Origin of the sequence: Bradyrhizobium diazoefficiens (assembly GCF_016612535.1) — a bacterium.
GTDB lineage: Bacteria > Pseudomonadota > Alphaproteobacteria > Rhizobiales > Xanthobacteraceae > Bradyrhizobium > Bradyrhizobium diazoefficiens_C.
In genome coordinates this window covers 1,425,055-1,440,561 of record NZ_JAENXS010000001.1, presented here as the reverse complement: position 1 = coordinate 1,440,561, position 15,507 = coordinate 1,425,055, and the positions used below count along the sequence as shown (strand labels likewise).

Here is a 15,507-nt window from a genome sequence, read left to right as displayed (position 1 = left end):
AGGCGGCAAGATGACCGCGAAAGCTAAGGGAAACATCCTAGAAGACCTCGTAGCGATGATGCATAAGGTACCCGGCCTTCGTGTCGAAACGCGGAAGAAGCTTCCCGTCGTCAAAGGCAAGGTAAAGCGCAGCCGCGAAGTTGACATTCTGATCGCGTCCGACGTCGCGGGCTATCCTGTACAAATCGTGCTCGGATGTAAGAACGAAGCCAAGACACTCGGCACGACGGACGTCGACATCTTCGCTGGCATCCTGACCGAAGTGGGCATCCCTTGGCAGCAAGGAATTCTCGTCAGTGTCAAGGGATATACGCGAGACTCTCAGGACGCCGCCGACTGGCGTGGGATGCGAACGCTCGTCTTCGAAGGCCTCAGTGCCGATCGCCTCGGCCACGAGATAAACGCGGCCCTCCAGTCCATCGTTTATTTACTGGTCTCGCAATCCAATCTCAGCAGGTTTCCCTATGTTCCAGATGCTGGCGGTGGTGACCCCCGGTTCATCAATGCGGTGCTAGACTCTGAGAACGAGCCATCGTTCACACAGATTATGACTCGTTTGTGGGAATTATGGGTATCTGACGTTATTCCAGCCAAGATCGACGAACATCACATCCTTCTCAGGCCGAAGAACCCCGAAGCGACATGGCGTGTGATCGCTGATGCGAGCGTGACCGGCTGGACCGCGTCCGTGCCCGGCACGTTTACCCGCAGCATCTTGAAGGATACGGGAACGGGCGAAATTGATCGTCTGCACATCTCAGCGAAGTTCGATGAGATCAAAGGTCCTTTGACGCTCCAGCTCGTCACTTCAGAGGACGCTTTGTCGCACCTTCAGACCAAAGAGCCTCTGACGGTCGTGACGCGGGTTCGCGTCCCCCGCATAGTGTCCAACCTCGGCTACTGGCCTCTTACCGCTCAGGCCGTGCAGAAAGCCAAGGCGCTCCTTGATGCCGGCAAGCCCGTGACCTTTGAAGACATCGAAACGCCAAACATCGCGGACGCTTGGCCGTAGCGTCGTCCCAATTTCCCTTCAGTCAGACAAGCCGCACTACAAGATGTCTTCTCTTTGTGCCCGGTTCTGCCGAGGCGCGCGTTGCTGTCACACGCCGAATAGTGAACAGCGGATCAAGACTTGTCCGTTCTGCCTTCGGCCCTTTTGAACATGGACTCTACATACTCCTGAATGGCATCTAACCATTCTTGTTGGTGGGCAGGAAGCAGGTCCGAGATGCGAGGCATATTTCCGGTGGACGTTCGCAGCGCGGATTCAGTGCCCTGCTTAATCTCTCCCACCTGCCCCCCGATGGCTCTCGCTAAGGTTTCGTTGTACTTGCGTCCAACTTCGGTGCGCCCCCACCATGTCGAGGGACTGGTTTCTACCAAGCCATCTTTAGAGATTGTTCCGAGATTTAATGGCTGCCCCTCGGGGGAAGGATGCTTAAGATTAAGCCCGCCCTTTCGCTCGACGTAGAGGCCCAGTTTCTCCGCCTCGGCAAGCAAGCCCTTCAATAAGACTGGCCAACGTTGATCTTTTCGGGCAAGCACGTCGTAAAACTCGTCTTCACTAATGCTCACCCCTCGCTTTGGCGAAGAAAGAGCTGATCCGCCCGCGCTGCCGGTGGGGACATCAATTACAAGCGCTTGATTTTTTTGGTCGATCTGCACGACTCCACGCTCAATCAGAACGGTCTTGGCCAATACCGACGGTATGACCAGCTTGATCCCTTCAATTGGCGCTTCGTAAACGGCCAACTCTACAAGAGCGAACGTAAAGCGATGTCCGGCATGCGATTGCAGCAATTCGGTCAGAGGCAAGATATCCTCGCGAATGCCGTCACCGACGATCGCAATAATCGCCCTCCCGCGCAAAAGATTGCGGGTTAGCGCATCAACAAATTCTGCTTCATCGAACTCGGGATCGGCAATGAACAAGTCCGCCATCGAACGGACCGGTTTCTCAGATTTCGTTCGTGATCTGACCGCGGCCGCATCCAGTTCGTCATATGACATCGCGAAGATCGCAGCCGCATACTCCATCGCCTGCGCGACGGCTGAACGGCGCGCTTCCGGATTACGCCACAGCTTCGTTTCGACCAAGATCAGGCCGCCGGTACTCGTTACATAGAGATTGTCCAACGCTCCGGAGCGACCGCCGCCGAACGTGACAGGCAATTCCCGGCACACAGGAACAAGATCGCCGAAACCTGGCTCGATTTGCTCGATAGGGAAGAGCTCTGGTCGTCGATAGAGAAGCTCCTGTAGCCAGGCCTCATCGAACCGAGATCCCGCCTTGCCACTGAGGTCAATGCGCGCCAACGTGCTTGCAGTGCTAATCTCGCCGTTGATCCACTGAGGTCTACCGTCTCGGCGCCGTGGGCCAGCCATCCGCAATGTCCCTTGAATAGCGATAATCTGAAATGAAAGTCCGTCTGAGCATATTCGAACGTGAAATCGGGAACGGGTGTAGAAGTCTAAGACTCTAAGATGACGGCTACGCGGAGTAACTCTAACAAGGGGTTTGAGTGCCGGAGACGCGCGACACAGTTAGTTCAGCCGTACTCACGAGATAGCCTATGCCACCCTCAAGCATGTCGTCCGCGTTGCGTTGTTCTGTGTGGCCGTAAATGCAGCGAGAACGGTCGAGGGAGAACGTTGGCGACTTCAGGACGGCTCCTTCGCTTGACTTTAGTACCAATATTAAATGCTGTTCGCCTCTCCACGTTCCTGATCCATTATAATAGGCAAATGTTAGATGCACACGCTGTTTAGGTACCGTGGGCGTCTGGCATTCCTGAATAACACTCACAGCGATGCCAGATAGATCGCCAACATGATTGCCGGTTCCGTCCAGGGTTGGCACATTCGGCAGCGGGATGTTTTTCAGGACCGTAGGCACGCAGGGCTGCTGGTCATTTGATGAGCCTTGCTGACGAGTTGCCTTGAATTTCGCAAGCGCATCGAGCTTTTCGAGCGTGCTGAGTTTGGTGTCAGCGCTGATAATCGAACAGAAGAGATAGTTCAAATAGGCTTCCTGCTGTGCAGGATAATAGTCCTTGGATTGAGTATAGATCTCTTTTTTAACCGCATCGATCTGACCGCCAAGATCTGCCTGTCCAACATATTTCGATAGCAACTGTGCTTTACCCTGCAAATTGCCTTTGATGGACTCATCATTTTGCAGCTTTTGGTCAAGCGTAGGAGGCGGTCCACAATTGATTTGTTGTCCGAAAGCGGAATTCGTCGTCCCGACAGCAAGACCGACGAATATCACGTAAGCGTGCCATCTCAATGTCGCGTCTCCTTTGGTTTGGAGTACCTTATTGGATAGGCGGCGCGTAAGACAAGCCCAATACAATGTTGGCGAGTCTGTGTACTCTGGACTGAGCGGAGTTCTATGAGGCCTGGATCACATATCGATGTATTTCCGGTGCGTCCGTATCGTGGCCCCACCAGTATGGGTGTCTGGTATCTCCGACGAATGCAGAGCGGTTGAACCTGCCTGCCTTCTCTTGTGCGATGGCAGTGGCTTTCTCGTAGCCGTCGGCCACGTCGACGTGACCTCTTGTTACGGTGACAGTGCACTAAATATTCGTGCCAAATTCATTGCACTGTAACTCTCTGTCCACCGTAACTCTCAAAACGCCGTAATCACCTTCCCATCCGCCCCCACCAGCGTCGACGGCGCTTCCCCGAACACCAGCCCATCCGGCTGAAACTTGATCGTCTTCCCGCCCTCGACGAACTCCGCGAAATTGCGCGGCGTCGCCGAGTGCACGCCGTTGGCGAGGAAGTCGTCGATCTCGTAACAGGTGTCAGGCTTGCCGCCGGAGCCTTCGCCCAAAAACTTCTGGAAGTTCTGGCTCGTGATCTTCGCTTTCTTGCGCGCCGACCAGTTGGTATAGCGGCGGAAGAGCTTTGGCAGGATCACCGGGCCGTTGTCGGTCGCGAGCACGTCGGTCTCGTTCTTTTTGGGCTCGCGCAGGTCGAAGTCGAAGGCGGGAATGGTTTTGGCGAGGTTCTTCCAGACCGGCAGCTTCTTCGTTCGCGCGGTCTTGGTCAGCGCCAGCAAGGCCTGGATTTCGTCGTCGTTCATCGAGGAGTAGAACGTCGGATAGGCAAAGCCCTGCTCGACCAGCCAATGGTTGATGTCGACCGTCTGGTTCGCGACCGTCACCTCGATGTCGCCGACCAGCCGTCCATAGGTGTCGAACACCTCGTTCGGCGCATCGACATGGGTGAACACCCGGCAGGCGAGCGTTGCCTCGCCGGTGCTGCTGAGGAGATCATGCAGCGCCTTGGTCGAGGTTGCGCCGAGGAACTGCCGATAGGAATGCGTGACCTCGTGATAGGCCTGCCGCTTGGCGTCCGTCAGCCCCTTCTTCTCGGCGGCCGAGAGCGGCGAGGGCTGATAGTGCAGCTCGGGGGCGTCGATGCCCTGGAGGCGGATGGTGAGCTTGCCGTTCTTGATCGGCGCGGTATTGGTTCGTCCCTTGACCTTGGCATTGTCGAAAACGTGGGTCGGCTGGGAGGGCGATGAATCGTTCTTGCGGAAGCGGATAGCGTCAGAGGCGACGTTCACCACGACCTTCGTGGTGTCGGCGTCCGAGCGTCCCTCCGGCCAGAACTGGCTGACCTCGATGGTGCCTTCGACCTCCAGCAATCCAACGGGCATGGGTCGCTCCTCCACATGAGTTGGCGGCCGCTTCGACAAGGCGACTCGCACACGCAATCGAAGGCAGCGGACCATCTTCGTACGACAGGCCCATGACGGGAGAAGGTGTGGAGACACACCGCCGCAGTGCGGGTTTGCTGCGCGTCCACCACACGCCGAAAAAAAGCGGGCTGGCAAAGTGCCGGCCCGCGTCGTTCAGATCAGATGATGCAGTTGCGATCTTGCTCGGGCTCAGCCTTTCGCGGGCTTGTGCGGGCAGACCATCGTCAGGTTGAGCAGCTTCGGCGTCTTGCTGTCGCCGTCGTACTCCCACTCCAGCCGGATCTCATGCCGGTCGGCGTTACGGTCGGTCGGCTCATGCGTGATGATGTTGGTCTTCATCGGGATCGGCGGCTCCGCGTTGAAGCATTTCCGCACGCAAGCGTCGAGCAGCGCGCATCGGGTCAGCGGAACGACTTTGGGCTCGTCCCTGGACAGCGGGGTGGTGTTCGGCTGGGTGGTGAGATCGAGGCGAGCACGGCCCTTCTCCTTCTGCCAGTGCTTCGCGCTGCCCTGCGGCCACTTGCTCTTCGGAGTCAAAATCAGGTGATACTGGCCGTATTCCAGCGTCGGCAGGTGAATGTTTTCCGACGCTTTGAGCTTCTTGACGCTCTTCTTCATGTTCTCCAAAGGAAAGTAGTTCGCATTCATCAGGTCCTTAAATGGTCGGCCCGTATAAACTCGCATGCCCATATGTTTGCCCCTCAATGAGTCCCTTGGCGTCCCCGGGAAATATGCCGCTCTGCGAAACTCGCAGGCCGGAACGAAAGCCTGGCAGCTCTCGATTCGAAGCCTCTTTCTCGCGCGACATTAATAAGGCTACCACCAGAGACTGTGAATCGTCCAGATCAGCAACCGCGTTGGCGGCACTCCGCCGGGGATGGATCGCCTGCCCTGTTACTAGGCGTTGCTAAGCAAGGTTCGATAAGCGATCTTGTTGCGATCCGCGCGCGGGGGCCCGATCGACAGTGCCTTTGGAATCACTTGAGAGCACGGGAATGCATTGCGCTGCATGTCAGTCGCCGATCGACCCAGGCGACAGCCGGTGCCGCAAATGCGGCGCGGCCGTCCGGCGGTCCGACCCCGACAGCGAACGTCGCTTTGTGACGATTCTTCGTGCTGACGTCATCGACTCCACGGGTCTTGTTGCTGAATTGGATCCAGAGGAGGCGGTCTCGCGCCTCGAGCCGGCGCTGGCCGCCATGAGGGCCTCCGTCCGTCAGTTCAGCGGTATTGTCAGCAAGGAGCTGGGCGACGGGCTCTCCGCTGTGTTCGGCGCCCCGATCGCGGACGACAACCACGCGCCGCTGGCGTGTCATGCCGCGATCGAGCTGGTCCGGCGCGTCGCAAGCCTCGGTGATCCCGGGCTTCAGGTCCGGGTCGGACTGCACTCCGGCCATGTCGTCGCCTACATGGTCGCCAGCGAATTCTCCAAGGTCTACGAGATCGGCGGCGCCGCCCAGCATCTGGCCGCGCGGCTGGAGCAGGAGGCCGAGGCGAATCAGATCTACGTCTCGGAGGCCTGTCACAATCTCGCCGACGGGCATGTCCGGTTCGAGCACCTCGGCGACAAATCCCTGCGCGGCTTCAGTCAGCCCGTGCCGGTCTACCGGATCGTCGGTGCCAGCGACCTGTCGAGCTGGCGTGTGCGACGCGCCCGCAGCGTCTCCCGGTTCGTCGATCGCACCACCGAGCGGGACTTGCTGGATCGCGCGGCCGGGCAGGCCAGGGCCAGCCGACAGACCGTCCTGCTGCTCGGGGATGCCGGCATCGGCAAATCACGGCTGGCGCATGAGTTTGCCCAGAAGCTCAGGGCCGAGGGCTGGCGGCTGATCGACGCCGAGTGCAGCCCGAATCTGCAAGGAGCGCCCTTCAGCACGCTCAAGCGAATCCTGCTGTCGGGCATGGACACAGCCGCGAGGGACCCCGGCGACCCTCTGAAGGACCTGTCCGCGATCCAGCAGAGCGCCCTCGACGCGGTGCTCGATGTACCGATCGCGAACCCGCAATGGGACGAGCTCGAGCCTCATGCCCGCGGACGCGTCATCTCCGATGCGAGCTGCGCCGTCATCCAGAGCCTGGCCAGCCGCCAGCGGACGGTCCTCCTGTTGGAGGACCTGCACTGGATCGACCGGGCCAGCGACGTCGTCGTGGCCGCCATTGCCTCGCTGGCGGTGCCCGATCTCCTGGTGCTGCTGACTTCCCGCCCGAACGGCATGCCGGTCTGGATCGCGCGCTGCCACGCGGAGGTCGTCGCGATGCGGCCGCTCGACGACGATTCGGGGCTGGAAATGCTGTCCGACATGCTCGGATCGTCCGAGACCAATGCCGATCTGAAGAGCCGGATCATCTCCCATACGGCCAACGTGCCGCTGTTCATCGAGGAGGTCTGCCGCGGCTTGAAGGAGAGCGGCACCCTGCGCGGCGAGTGGGGCGACCTTGCTCTGGTGCGCCCGATTGACGAGCTCGGTATTCCCACCAGCATTCAGGGCGTGATCGCTGCGCGCCTCGACCGTGTGTCAAAGCAGGAACGCTCTGTCTTGCAGGTCGCAGCGGCCTTGGGGGCGCGTTCGAGCGAGGCCTTGCTGCGGAAGATTGCGATTCAGCCGGAAGATGCCCTGCGCGGCTGCCTCGTCTCGCTCGATCGCGCCGAGCTGCTGGTTCGGATCGACAGCGAATTGGAGGATTCGCTGGAGTTTCGGCACGAGATGGTTCGCCAGGTGACCTACGATTCGATGGTCGAGAAGGTGCGCGAGGACATCCATGCGCGCATTCTGGCAGCACTCGAACGCAGCGAGGCTGAGGATCCCGACAAGCTCTGCTATCACGCCACGCGGGCGAAGGACTGGGACAAGGCGTTCGGTTACGGTCGGGCCTCGGCGCGGAAATGCCTGGCGCGGTCCGCCTTTACCGATGCCGCGGATTATTTCGAGGCCGCGATGCGATCGCTGGATAAGACGCCGGAAAATCCTGTGCGGGAAGCCAAGGCCGTCGATATTCGCATCGAGGCGCGCGCGGCGTTCATCGGGTCCGGCCATATTTCCGAATGGCTGAACCTCGGCAAGGAGGCCCAGCGTCGCGCCGACGCGATCAACGACATCGGGCGGAAGGTGGCTGCCATGACGGTCGTGGCGGCGGCGCAGAACTTCTATGGTGCGCCGGTGGAGGCGATCACGCTCAATGAAGAGGTCGTGGGCCTCGCTGAGCAATCAGACAATTCGGGTTGGCTCAACGCTGCGCAATACGGTCTCGGTCAGGTGTATTTCCTTTCTGGCCGCTATCGTGAAGCCGATGGGTTGTTTGCGCGGGCCTGCGCCCAATTGATGGGACCGGAGGCGAGTGCGCCCTTCGGGACGACACCGAAATTCGCGTTGCTGCTTTGCTGCATGATGGGCAGCATCAATCATACCGTCATGGGTGAGCTCGACGCCGCCGAGCAGCTCCAGCGGGAGGCCGCTGCGATTGCGGACGAGACCAGCCGTCCCTATGACCGCGTTGCCGCTGCCTATAGCGGCGGCTGGCTGATGCTTGGCCGGGGCGATCCGGCCGTGGCCGCATCCATTCTCGAGGGCGGTTTCGTGCTGGCGCAGAAACACGGCATCCGGCTGTTCGTGCCGGTGCTCGCCTGCCATCTCGGCATCGCCTATCTGGAGCAGGGGCTGTACGATCGGGCGTGCGGCATGCTGGCCGAGGCGCGCGAAGAGGCGCGCGCCGTCGGCTACACCTCCGCGGTGCTGCGCTCGTCGATCTACCTTGCGCTGGCGACCAACCGGCTCGGCGATGTCCAGGCGGCCCAGAACATGTTGCGCGAGGCGCGCAATACCGCGCGCCAGCAGGGCTTTTCCGGCCTCGAGGCCGAGGCCCTGTTCGGCGAGGCCGTGGTGACGCCGCCATCGAGCGAGGAGAACCGGACCATCATCCTCTCCGCCTTGCGCGCCGCGATCGCGATCGCCTCCGAGAGCGGCGCGAAGCCGCTGCTGCAGAAGGCCGAGGCGATGCTGAACGGGATGCTTGCTGAGGGCCACGAGTTCGCTTGAGACGAGGCTGCGTCAGCCGGGATATTGCCCGACGGGGCAAGTGAATTTCTCAGGGAATGCAAGGGCTTGGCTACTGTGCATGGGGTTGTTTTCGCCGCTTTGCGCGAGGCCGCGTTGCGTCGTGATGACAAGTCCCTTGCGCGGGCGCCGAGGTCGGCTACCGTCGGCCTGCCAGCCGTTGGGGCAGGTGACGATTTGTTTGATCTTTTTTGGCATCCGATTTCATCGGCGCCGCGACGGCGCGACGCCCACCGGACGAGGCGGGGGCCATGATCATACGAGACCAGGCAGCACTGTTGGCGCCGGTCGAGCGCGATTTGCGGCTCGACCTCTTCCGCGGGATCGGGCTGTGGATGATCTTCCTCGACCATATCCCGCACGACGTCGTGGCCTGGCTGACCTTGCGCAATTGCGGCTTCAGCGATGCCGCCGAGTTCTTCGTCTTCATCTCCGGCTATCTGGTCGGCTGGATCTACGGGCCGATCGTCGCCGGCGGCTGGTTTCTCGCCGCGCTGAAGCGGCTGTGGCGGCGGGCGGCGGAAATGTATGTCGCGCACATCATGCTGTTCCTGCTGTTCACGGCGCAGATCGCCCGCACCGCGCGCCGCTTCGATAATCCGATGTACGAGCACGAGTTCAACGTGTTCAATTTTCTCGCGCATCCGGACGAGCTGATCGGGCAGGCGATCCTGCTGAAATACAAACCGGTCAATCTCGACGTGCTGCCGCTCTACATCACGCTGGTGTTCGCCGCGCCCTTCATCGTCTGGTGCCTGGTGCGCCGGCCGAACCTGACGCTCGCCGCGTCCGTGGTGCTCTATGTGCTGTCGCGCTGGTTCGACTGGAACGTCGCCTCCTATCCGCCCGGTACGACCTGGTACTTCAACCCGTTCTGCTGGCAGCTGATGTTCGTGTTCGCCGCCTGGTGCGGCATCGGCCAGATCGACAAGATCGGCCAATGGGTGTGGTCGAAGGCGACGATGGCGGTGGCCGCGGCCTGGCTCGTCTTCGCCCTCGTGATCGTCATGACCTGGCATGTCCCCGCCCTCGAGGCCCTGATCCCGAAATGGACGATCAAGGCGATCTACCCGATCGACAAGACCGACCTCGACATGCTGCGCTTCACGCACTTCCTGGCGCTGGCCCTCTGGGTGCCGCATTTCGTGTCGCGCAAATGGCGGGCGCTGCATACCGCATGGCTGCGTCCCGTCATTCTCTGCGGCCAGCATTCGCTGCCAATCTTCTGCCTCGGCGTCTTCCTGTCGTTCTCGGCGCACTGGATCCTGACGCAATACACCAAGGGCGTCTGGGAGCAGCTCGCCGTCTCGCTCCTCGGCATCGTCATCATGATCGGTGCCGCATGGTTGCTCGATCGCGCCGAGCGGGTGCCGAACCTGTTCGTTAAGGTGACGGAGGTCGAGGAGCCCGAAGCCGCCATCGAGATCGCGCCTGCGGGCCATTGAGTGGAGAGGTCCATGTCCAGACGGTTGTTGACGATCGCCGGCATTCTCCTGCTCCTCGCTTATGGCGCGTCCGCACAGGTGCCGTCGCCGGAGGCTCTGAATGCGGCCCGCAAGCTCGTCGTCACGCTGAAGATCGCCGATCAGTATCGCGCGCTGCTGCCGCAGCTCCTGCTCAAGCTGCGGCCGGTGGTGGCGCAGGACAGGCCGGAGATTGAGCACGATTATGACGCGATGACGGCGCCCGGCGCCGAGATCTACGCCCCGTTCTTTACCGCGATGGTCGACCAGATCGCCGCCGTCTATGCCGCGAGCTTCACCCTGGACGAACTGCGCCAGATCGAGGCATTCTACGCCCAGCCAGCCGGGCAGAAGCTTCTGGCGCAGTCGGATGCACTGGCGCAGGCGAGCACGCAGATCGGCCAGGATGTCGGCCAGAAGGCCGCCGACCAATTGAAGCAGCGCCTGATCGAAGCGCTGCGCCAGAAAGGGCACAAGCTGTAGCGGTCGTCCTTAGTGGATCGCTGCGTACATGATCTTCTCCTCCGTCGCCTCAAGTGCAGAGAATTCCTCCACGACCTTGCCCTGGCGCGAGACCAGGATGCGGTCGGACAGCGCCATGATCTCGGGCAGATAGGACGAGATGACCACGACCGCCTTGCCCTCGTCGGCGAGCCGGTTGATCAGCTCGTGGATCTCGACGATGGCGCCGACGTCGACGCCGCGGGTCGGCTCGTCGAAGATGATCAGGTCGGGCTCCTGCACCAGCGACTTGGCGATCACGACCTTCTGCTGATTGCCGCCGGACAGCTCGACCACCTTGCCGTTGTCGCCGATGGCGCGAACCTTGAGCTTCTCGATCCAGGTCTTGCCGACCGCATCGGCCTCCCGCCGCGACAGCATCATCCGTCCCCTGGGAAATTTCGACAGCAGGCCGAGGTAGATGTTGCGCGCGATCGAGGAGGTCTCGAAGAAGCCCTCGACCTTGCGGTCCTCGGTGACATAGGCGATGCCGGCCTTGACCGCCGGTGCCGGCACCCGGTAGCGCACCGGCTGGTCGTGCAGCAGGATCTCGCCGCCATGGAAGAAGTCGCGCTTGAGCACGCCGGCGACGATCTTGAAGGTTTCGGTGCGGCCCGCGCCGACGAGGCCGAACACGCCGGTGATTTGCCCCGCGAAGACCGACAGCGAATTGTTCTTCACCATCGGCGCCATCTTCAAATTCTGCACCGTGAGAACGCGCGCGCCGACCGGCCGCACGCTGCTCTTCCGCGCACCGTAGAGCGTATTGGAGAGATCACGACCGACCATGGCCTGCACGATCGCGGTGCGGTCGAATTTGGCGACGTCGTCGGTCACGACATGCTTGCCGTCGCGCAGCACCGTGATGCGGTCGGCGAGCAGTAGGGCCTCCTCCAGGGCGTGCGAAATGAAGACGATCGAGACGCCGCGCTTCTTGAGGTCGCGGACGAGGTCGAAGAAGTACTTCTTCTCCTCCGGCGTCAGCGATGCGGTCGGTTCGTCGAAGATGATGACCTTGGCGCGGTGCAGGACCGCGCGCGCGATCTCCACCATCTGTTTCTTGGCCGCGCCAAGGCCGCTGACGGTTGCGGTCGGCGTGACGTCGAAATTGAGCGACTGCAAAAACTGCTGCGCAGCGATGTAGATGCCGCGCAGACGGTTGTAAAACTTCTCCTGCCCGAGAAACAAATTCTGCGCCACCGTCATGGTCGGTACCAGGCTGTTCTCCTGGAACACCATGGCGATACCGAGATTACGCGCCTCCAGCGGCGTCTTCGGCGCGACATCGACGCCGTCGACACTCATGGTCCCCGAGGTCAGCGTCACGACGCCCGCCATCACCTTGGTCAGGGTCGACTTGCCGGCACCGTTCTCGCCGACCAGTGCGTGGATCTCGCCGCGGCGGAGGTCGAAGTCGACCCCGTCGATAGCCGGCACGCCCGCGTAGAGTTTTGTGGCCTTGCGCAGCGAGAGTGCGATGTCGCTCATGTCCGAAACTCCTCGGCAAGGCCAGCAAGGGGCAGCTTCAGGACACGGCCCGGCCCCTTCGCGATCAGGACGAGATCGTTGCCCACTTCGATGGCGGCGACGATTCCGTGATTGATGCCGTCGACCCGGCTGTGCAGTGAATACAGCGGCTGGCTGTCGGCATCGAGACGGATGACGAGGCCATAGGAACGTGGTGGCGCCCAGGGCTTGATGACGCCCATGGTCTTGATGTGTGCGCCCTGCATCGGCTCCTTGAACGATCGCCCGGAGCGCAGGCGCGGCGCAACCCAATAGGCCGGATCGATCTCGGCCATCATGCGCCGCCGATAGCCGGGCTCGCGCAACACGAACTCGACGAGTTGGGTCCGCGCGGTGAAGGCGGTGAGCCAGTAACCGCCGCCGGACGCCTTCGACAGTCGCGATGGATAGACCGGGAGGTGAGCAAGTACGATCTTTGGCGATGCGCCTGATGCCACGAGAACGAGGCGGTGGCGCCAGCTCTCGCTGACCAGCATGCCGTTACGATGTGCGCAGGCGCCGAAAGCGTAACCGAGTCCCTGGCCCAATCGTGTCACGGTTTTGCTACCGGGATCCAGCTTGAATACCCGTCCGGTCCGATTGAGCTCGAGGAGGTCGCGCGCCCAATCGTCGACCCCGCTTGTCGCCGAGCCGTCCGTCGCAATCAAGGTGTTGTCGTCCGCCAGCGCCAGCGCGTTGACGGCGTTGAACGCCGCATCGGAAAACGTCACGCTCGGCTGCTCGGCCGAGGGGCTTGCGTAAACACGCACCTCGCGTCCCCCCAGCGCGACGGCAAGGCCGCCGCCAGGCAGGGCACATAGCGCCGATATGGGCCGCTCGAAGCTGCGCACTTCAGATGCCATGCCGCCGTTCAGGCACATCAGTCGCTGGCCATCCGCGATGAAGAGGTTGCTTCCGTCGGTGGCAACGTCTTCCGGCGCCTCGCATGTCAGCAAGGTCTCGGCCGATTCCAGCCTCTGGTTCGGTTTCAATGCGCCGTCGAACGACGGCACGGTGATGGTGGCATCGCCGCGCCCGAGAAAGCGGTTGGCGAACTCCCTGACGGCCGCGATCACGACAGCTTCCCCCATCGCTTGTCATACTGGACGAAGTTCGGATCGGCGTTGTCGAGCTTATAGCGGCCGATCCGGTTGTTGAGGATGCCGCCCAGATAGAGATAGCCGCGATGCTCGCGCATCGAGGTGATCATCGGATGGTTCTCGCCGTGCAGATCCCAGAACGATTCGACGATCTTGCCCTGCTCGTTGAACTTGACCACGCAGCCGGTGTTGATGTTAGGGAACAGCCACTCGTCGACCGGGACACGCTTGGCCATGCGACGGCGGAAGCCCGGCATCTTCCAGGCGAGGTCGAGTGAGGGACTGCGCATGCCGACCAGTGCCAGCCAGTAGTTGCCGTCGGAGGCGAGGTTGATGTTGTCAGGGTAGCCCGGCAGATTATCCATCACGATCTCGATCGCGCCCTTCTTCGCGCCAGCGAACCAATAGCGCTTGATCGAGCAGCCAAACGTCTCGGCGAACAGGATCGAGTGACCATCGCTGGCGACGCAGATGCCGTTGGGGAATTTGAGCCCGCGCAATTCTGTGCGCGTCGCGCCGGTCTTGGTGTCGTAGGAGATGATGCGGCCGTTGCCGCGCGCTTCCAGTCCGTCGATCGGCCACTCGTCCATCTCGTAACGCACGGTCGCTTCGGAGAAGAAGATCAGCCCGTCGTCGGTGATGTCGAGGTCATCGGCGAGTCGCAGGCGGCTGTCGTCGTTGACCGAACGCATGCTGCGGTTGGTCTCGTCGGTGGCTTTCTCAACCGTGCCATCAGGCTTGATACGATAGAGCCCCATACCGCCGATGCAGACGTAGAGATTGTCCTCGCGGTCGAAGGCCATGCCGAGCGGCTGGCCGCCGATATGAGCGAACACTTCCATCTTCTGGTAGTCGGGCGCAAGGAAGCGGATGATGTCGCCGTGACGCGAGCCTGCATAGAGATTGTCGTGACGATCTAGGATGACGTCTTCCGGCGCCTCGATCCGTCCGAGACCGATCGACTCGACGTTGCGCAGCTTGTCGTTCTGCTCGAATGGCCCGCCTTGCCCGATTTCTGTTGGCGGAGGTGGCGGCAGCGCGTGGTAGGTCGGCGCGACATAGACCTTGCTGATGATGCGGGTTCGGTTCTTCTGCCAGCGGATATCGACCATCGCAGCGACCAGCAGAATGCCGGCGAGCGCCATGCGGTTGACGCCGCCGCGTGCGTTCATCGTCGTCAGGCCGTTGGTGATCAGCAGGACAATCAGCACCCCGACCGCCGATTTGGCGACCGAGCCCTTGCCGCCGCCGAGCGTGATGCCGCCCAGCACCGTCGCGGTCAGCACGATCACCTCAAGTCCGACACCGATGTCGCCGCCGACGGTTCCAAGACGAGAGGCGAAGAACAGCGCGCCGATGCTGGTCAGCACGCCGCTTGCGACGTAGCAGAGCGCGATCGTACGACGAACGGGAATGCCCGAATTGTACGCCGAGCGGCGCGAACCGCCGATTGCGGTGATATGCCAGCCTGGGCGCAGCCGCGTCAGGAAGATATGGCCGAAGATGGCGATGACGATATAGACGAGCGCCACCGTCGGAACGCCGAAGACAGAGCCGGCGCCGATGAAATCCCATGACGGGATGTCGGGGAAGGCCGAGGCGATGGCGTTGGAGTAACGCTGGATCAGGAGATCGTAGGCCGAGCGGTAGATGATCAGGGTGATCAGCGTGGTGATGAAGGCGCGCAGCCGCAGATATCCGACCAGGACGCCGTTGACGGCGCCGAGCAGCGCGCCGCAGAGCAGCGTGGCGACGACCACCGCGGGTACCGGCCAGCCCAGCACGTCGAGCAAATAGAGGGCGCAAAAATCCGTCAGTGCAAAGATCGAACCGACGGACAGATCGATGCCGCCAACGATGACGACCAGCGCCAGCCCGAGCGCAATGAAGCCGATCTCTCCGGCCTGACGCGCGGTGTCGGCGAGGCTCGCCGGCGACAGGAAGTTGTCGATGGATCGGCTGAACGCAAAGCCGACGATCAGGAGAAGGATGACCGGAATGGCTGTCTCGGTCCATCGCTTGGACAGGATTTCGCCGAGCAGATGATCAGGCCAGTAGCGGTAACGCAGGCTTGTCAGGGTATCGCGCATCGGCATTCCAGCAGTGCATGGACAATGTTGGGAACGAGGTCCCCGAGACCGGAGTGTCCCGAGGACCGCACGCGTCGTCGT

Annotated in this window: 12 protein-coding genes; 4 read left to right on the top strand and 8 right to left on the bottom strand. The window is 61.6% G+C overall.

Annotation, left to right across the window (positions count from 1 at the left end):
* The first annotated feature begins 10 nt into the window (after positions 1-10).
* Positions 11-1,012, top strand: coding sequence for a restriction endonuclease (locus JJE66_RS06875; RefSeq protein WP_200513353.1), 1,002 nt, complete (start codon positions 11-13; stop codon positions 1,010-1,012).
* Between the two features lie 113 nt (positions 1,013-1,125).
* Here JJE66_RS06875 and JJE66_RS06870 read toward each other — a convergent pair whose 3' ends face one another.
* The 4 genes from JJE66_RS06870 to JJE66_RS06855 form a co-directional block, all read right to left on the bottom strand.
* Positions 1,126-2,316 (bottom strand): hypothetical protein, encoded by a 1,191-nt coding sequence (locus tag JJE66_RS06870; RefSeq protein WP_200513352.1) that lies wholly within the window; start codon positions 2,314-2,316, stop codon positions 1,126-1,128.
* Positions 2,317-2,506: 190 nt separating this feature from the next.
* Positions 2,507-3,289 (bottom strand): hypothetical protein, encoded by a 783-nt coding sequence (locus JJE66_RS06865; protein WP_200513350.1) that lies wholly within the window; start codon positions 3,287-3,289, stop codon positions 2,507-2,509.
* Between the two features lie 345 nt (positions 3,290-3,634).
* Positions 3,635-4,672 carry a thermonuclease family protein gene (locus tag JJE66_RS06860; protein ID WP_200513348.1) on the bottom strand — a complete coding sequence of 346 codons (1,038 nt, stop codon included), beginning with the start codon at positions 4,670-4,672 and terminating at the stop codon, positions 3,635-3,637.
* Between the two features lie 231 nt (positions 4,673-4,903).
* On the bottom strand, positions 4,904-5,404 hold the full coding sequence (locus JJE66_RS06855; RefSeq protein WP_200513346.1) for a hypothetical protein: 501 nt from the start codon (positions 5,402-5,404) through the stop codon (positions 4,904-4,906).
* 305 nt (positions 5,405-5,709) lie between these two features.
* Here JJE66_RS06855 and JJE66_RS06850 point away from each other — a divergent pair, with 305 nt between their 5' ends.
* Positions 5,710-8,748, top strand: coding sequence for an AAA family ATPase (locus JJE66_RS06850; protein ID WP_200513345.1), 3,039 nt, complete (start codon positions 5,710-5,712; stop codon positions 8,746-8,748).
* 12 nt (positions 8,749-8,760) lie between these two features.
* Here the strand turns inward: JJE66_RS06850 and JJE66_RS06845 are convergent, their stop codons facing one another.
* Positions 8,761-8,964, bottom strand: a complete 204-nt coding sequence (locus tag JJE66_RS06845) for a hypothetical protein (protein WP_200513343.1) — start codon at positions 8,962-8,964, stop codon at positions 8,761-8,763.
* Between the two features lie 53 nt (positions 8,965-9,017).
* On the opposite strand from JJE66_RS06845, the gene JJE66_RS06840 reads away from it, so the two are divergent.
* Complete coding sequence (locus JJE66_RS06840; protein WP_200513341.1) at positions 9,018-10,211, top strand: OpgC domain-containing protein; 1,194 nt, start codon at positions 9,018-9,020, stop codon at positions 10,209-10,211.
* A 12-nt stretch (positions 10,212-10,223) separates the two neighbouring features.
* Positions 10,224-10,712 carry a DUF2059 domain-containing protein gene (locus JJE66_RS06835; RefSeq protein ID WP_200513340.1) on the top strand — a complete coding sequence of 163 codons (489 nt, stop codon included), beginning with the start codon at positions 10,224-10,226 and terminating at the stop codon, positions 10,710-10,712.
* A gap of 9 nt (positions 10,713-10,721) precedes the next feature.
* On the opposite strand, the gene JJE66_RS06830 is transcribed toward JJE66_RS06835, so the two are convergent.
* From JJE66_RS06830 to JJE66_RS06820, 3 genes are read right to left on the bottom strand one after another with little or no spacing between them, the layout of a single operon-like run.
* Positions 10,722-12,218 (bottom strand): sugar ABC transporter ATP-binding protein, encoded by a 1,497-nt coding sequence (locus JJE66_RS06830; RefSeq protein WP_200513339.1) that lies wholly within the window; start codon positions 12,216-12,218, stop codon positions 10,722-10,724.
* The gene (locus tag JJE66_RS06825) at positions 12,215-13,312 is read right to left on the bottom strand and encodes a hypothetical protein (protein WP_200515284.1); all 1,098 of its coding nucleotides are present in this window, start codon (positions 13,310-13,312) and stop codon (positions 12,215-12,217) included. Before JJE66_RS06825 ends, JJE66_RS06830 begins: the two co-directional genes overlap by 4 nt.
* Positions 13,309-15,432, bottom strand: coding sequence for an ABC transporter permease subunit (locus JJE66_RS06820; RefSeq protein WP_200513338.1), 2,124 nt, complete (start codon positions 15,430-15,432; stop codon positions 13,309-13,311). The genes JJE66_RS06825 and JJE66_RS06820 overlap by 4 nt, the downstream gene beginning before the upstream one ends.
* Positions 15,433-15,507: the final 75 nt, after the last annotated feature.

What these genes read in the sequence shown, in the direction of transcription:
- JJE66_RS06875 (WP_200513353.1), top strand. Translation starts at nt 11, where the DNA reads ATGACCGCGAAAGCTAAGGGAAACATCCTAGAAGACCTCGTAGCGATG.
- JJE66_RS06860 (WP_200513348.1), bottom strand. Translation starts at nt 4,672, where the DNA reads ATGCCCGTTGGATTGCTGGAGGTCGAAGGCACCATCGAGGTCAGCCAG.
- JJE66_RS06855 (WP_200513346.1), bottom strand. Translation starts at nt 5,404, where the DNA reads ATGGGCATGCGAGTTTATACGGGCCGACCATTTAAGGACCTGATGAAT.
- JJE66_RS06850 (WP_200513345.1), top strand. Translation starts at nt 5,710, where the DNA reads ATGCATTGCGCTGCATGTCAGTCGCCGATCGACCCAGGCGACAGCCGG.
- JJE66_RS06845 (WP_200513343.1), bottom strand. Translation starts at nt 8,964, where the DNA reads ATGCCAAAAAAGATCAAACAAATCGTCACCTGCCCCAACGGCTGGCAG.
- JJE66_RS06840 (WP_200513341.1), top strand. Translation starts at nt 9,018, where the DNA reads ATGATCATACGAGACCAGGCAGCACTGTTGGCGCCGGTCGAGCGCGAT.
- JJE66_RS06835 (WP_200513340.1), top strand. Translation starts at nt 10,224, where the DNA reads ATGTCCAGACGGTTGTTGACGATCGCCGGCATTCTCCTGCTCCTCGCT.
- JJE66_RS06830 (WP_200513339.1), bottom strand. Translation starts at nt 12,218, where the DNA reads ATGAGCGACATCGCACTCTCGCTGCGCAAGGCCACAAAACTCTACGCG.
- JJE66_RS06820 (WP_200513338.1), bottom strand. Translation starts at nt 15,432, where the DNA reads ATGCCGATGCGCGATACCCTGACAAGCCTGCGTTACCGCTACTGGCCT.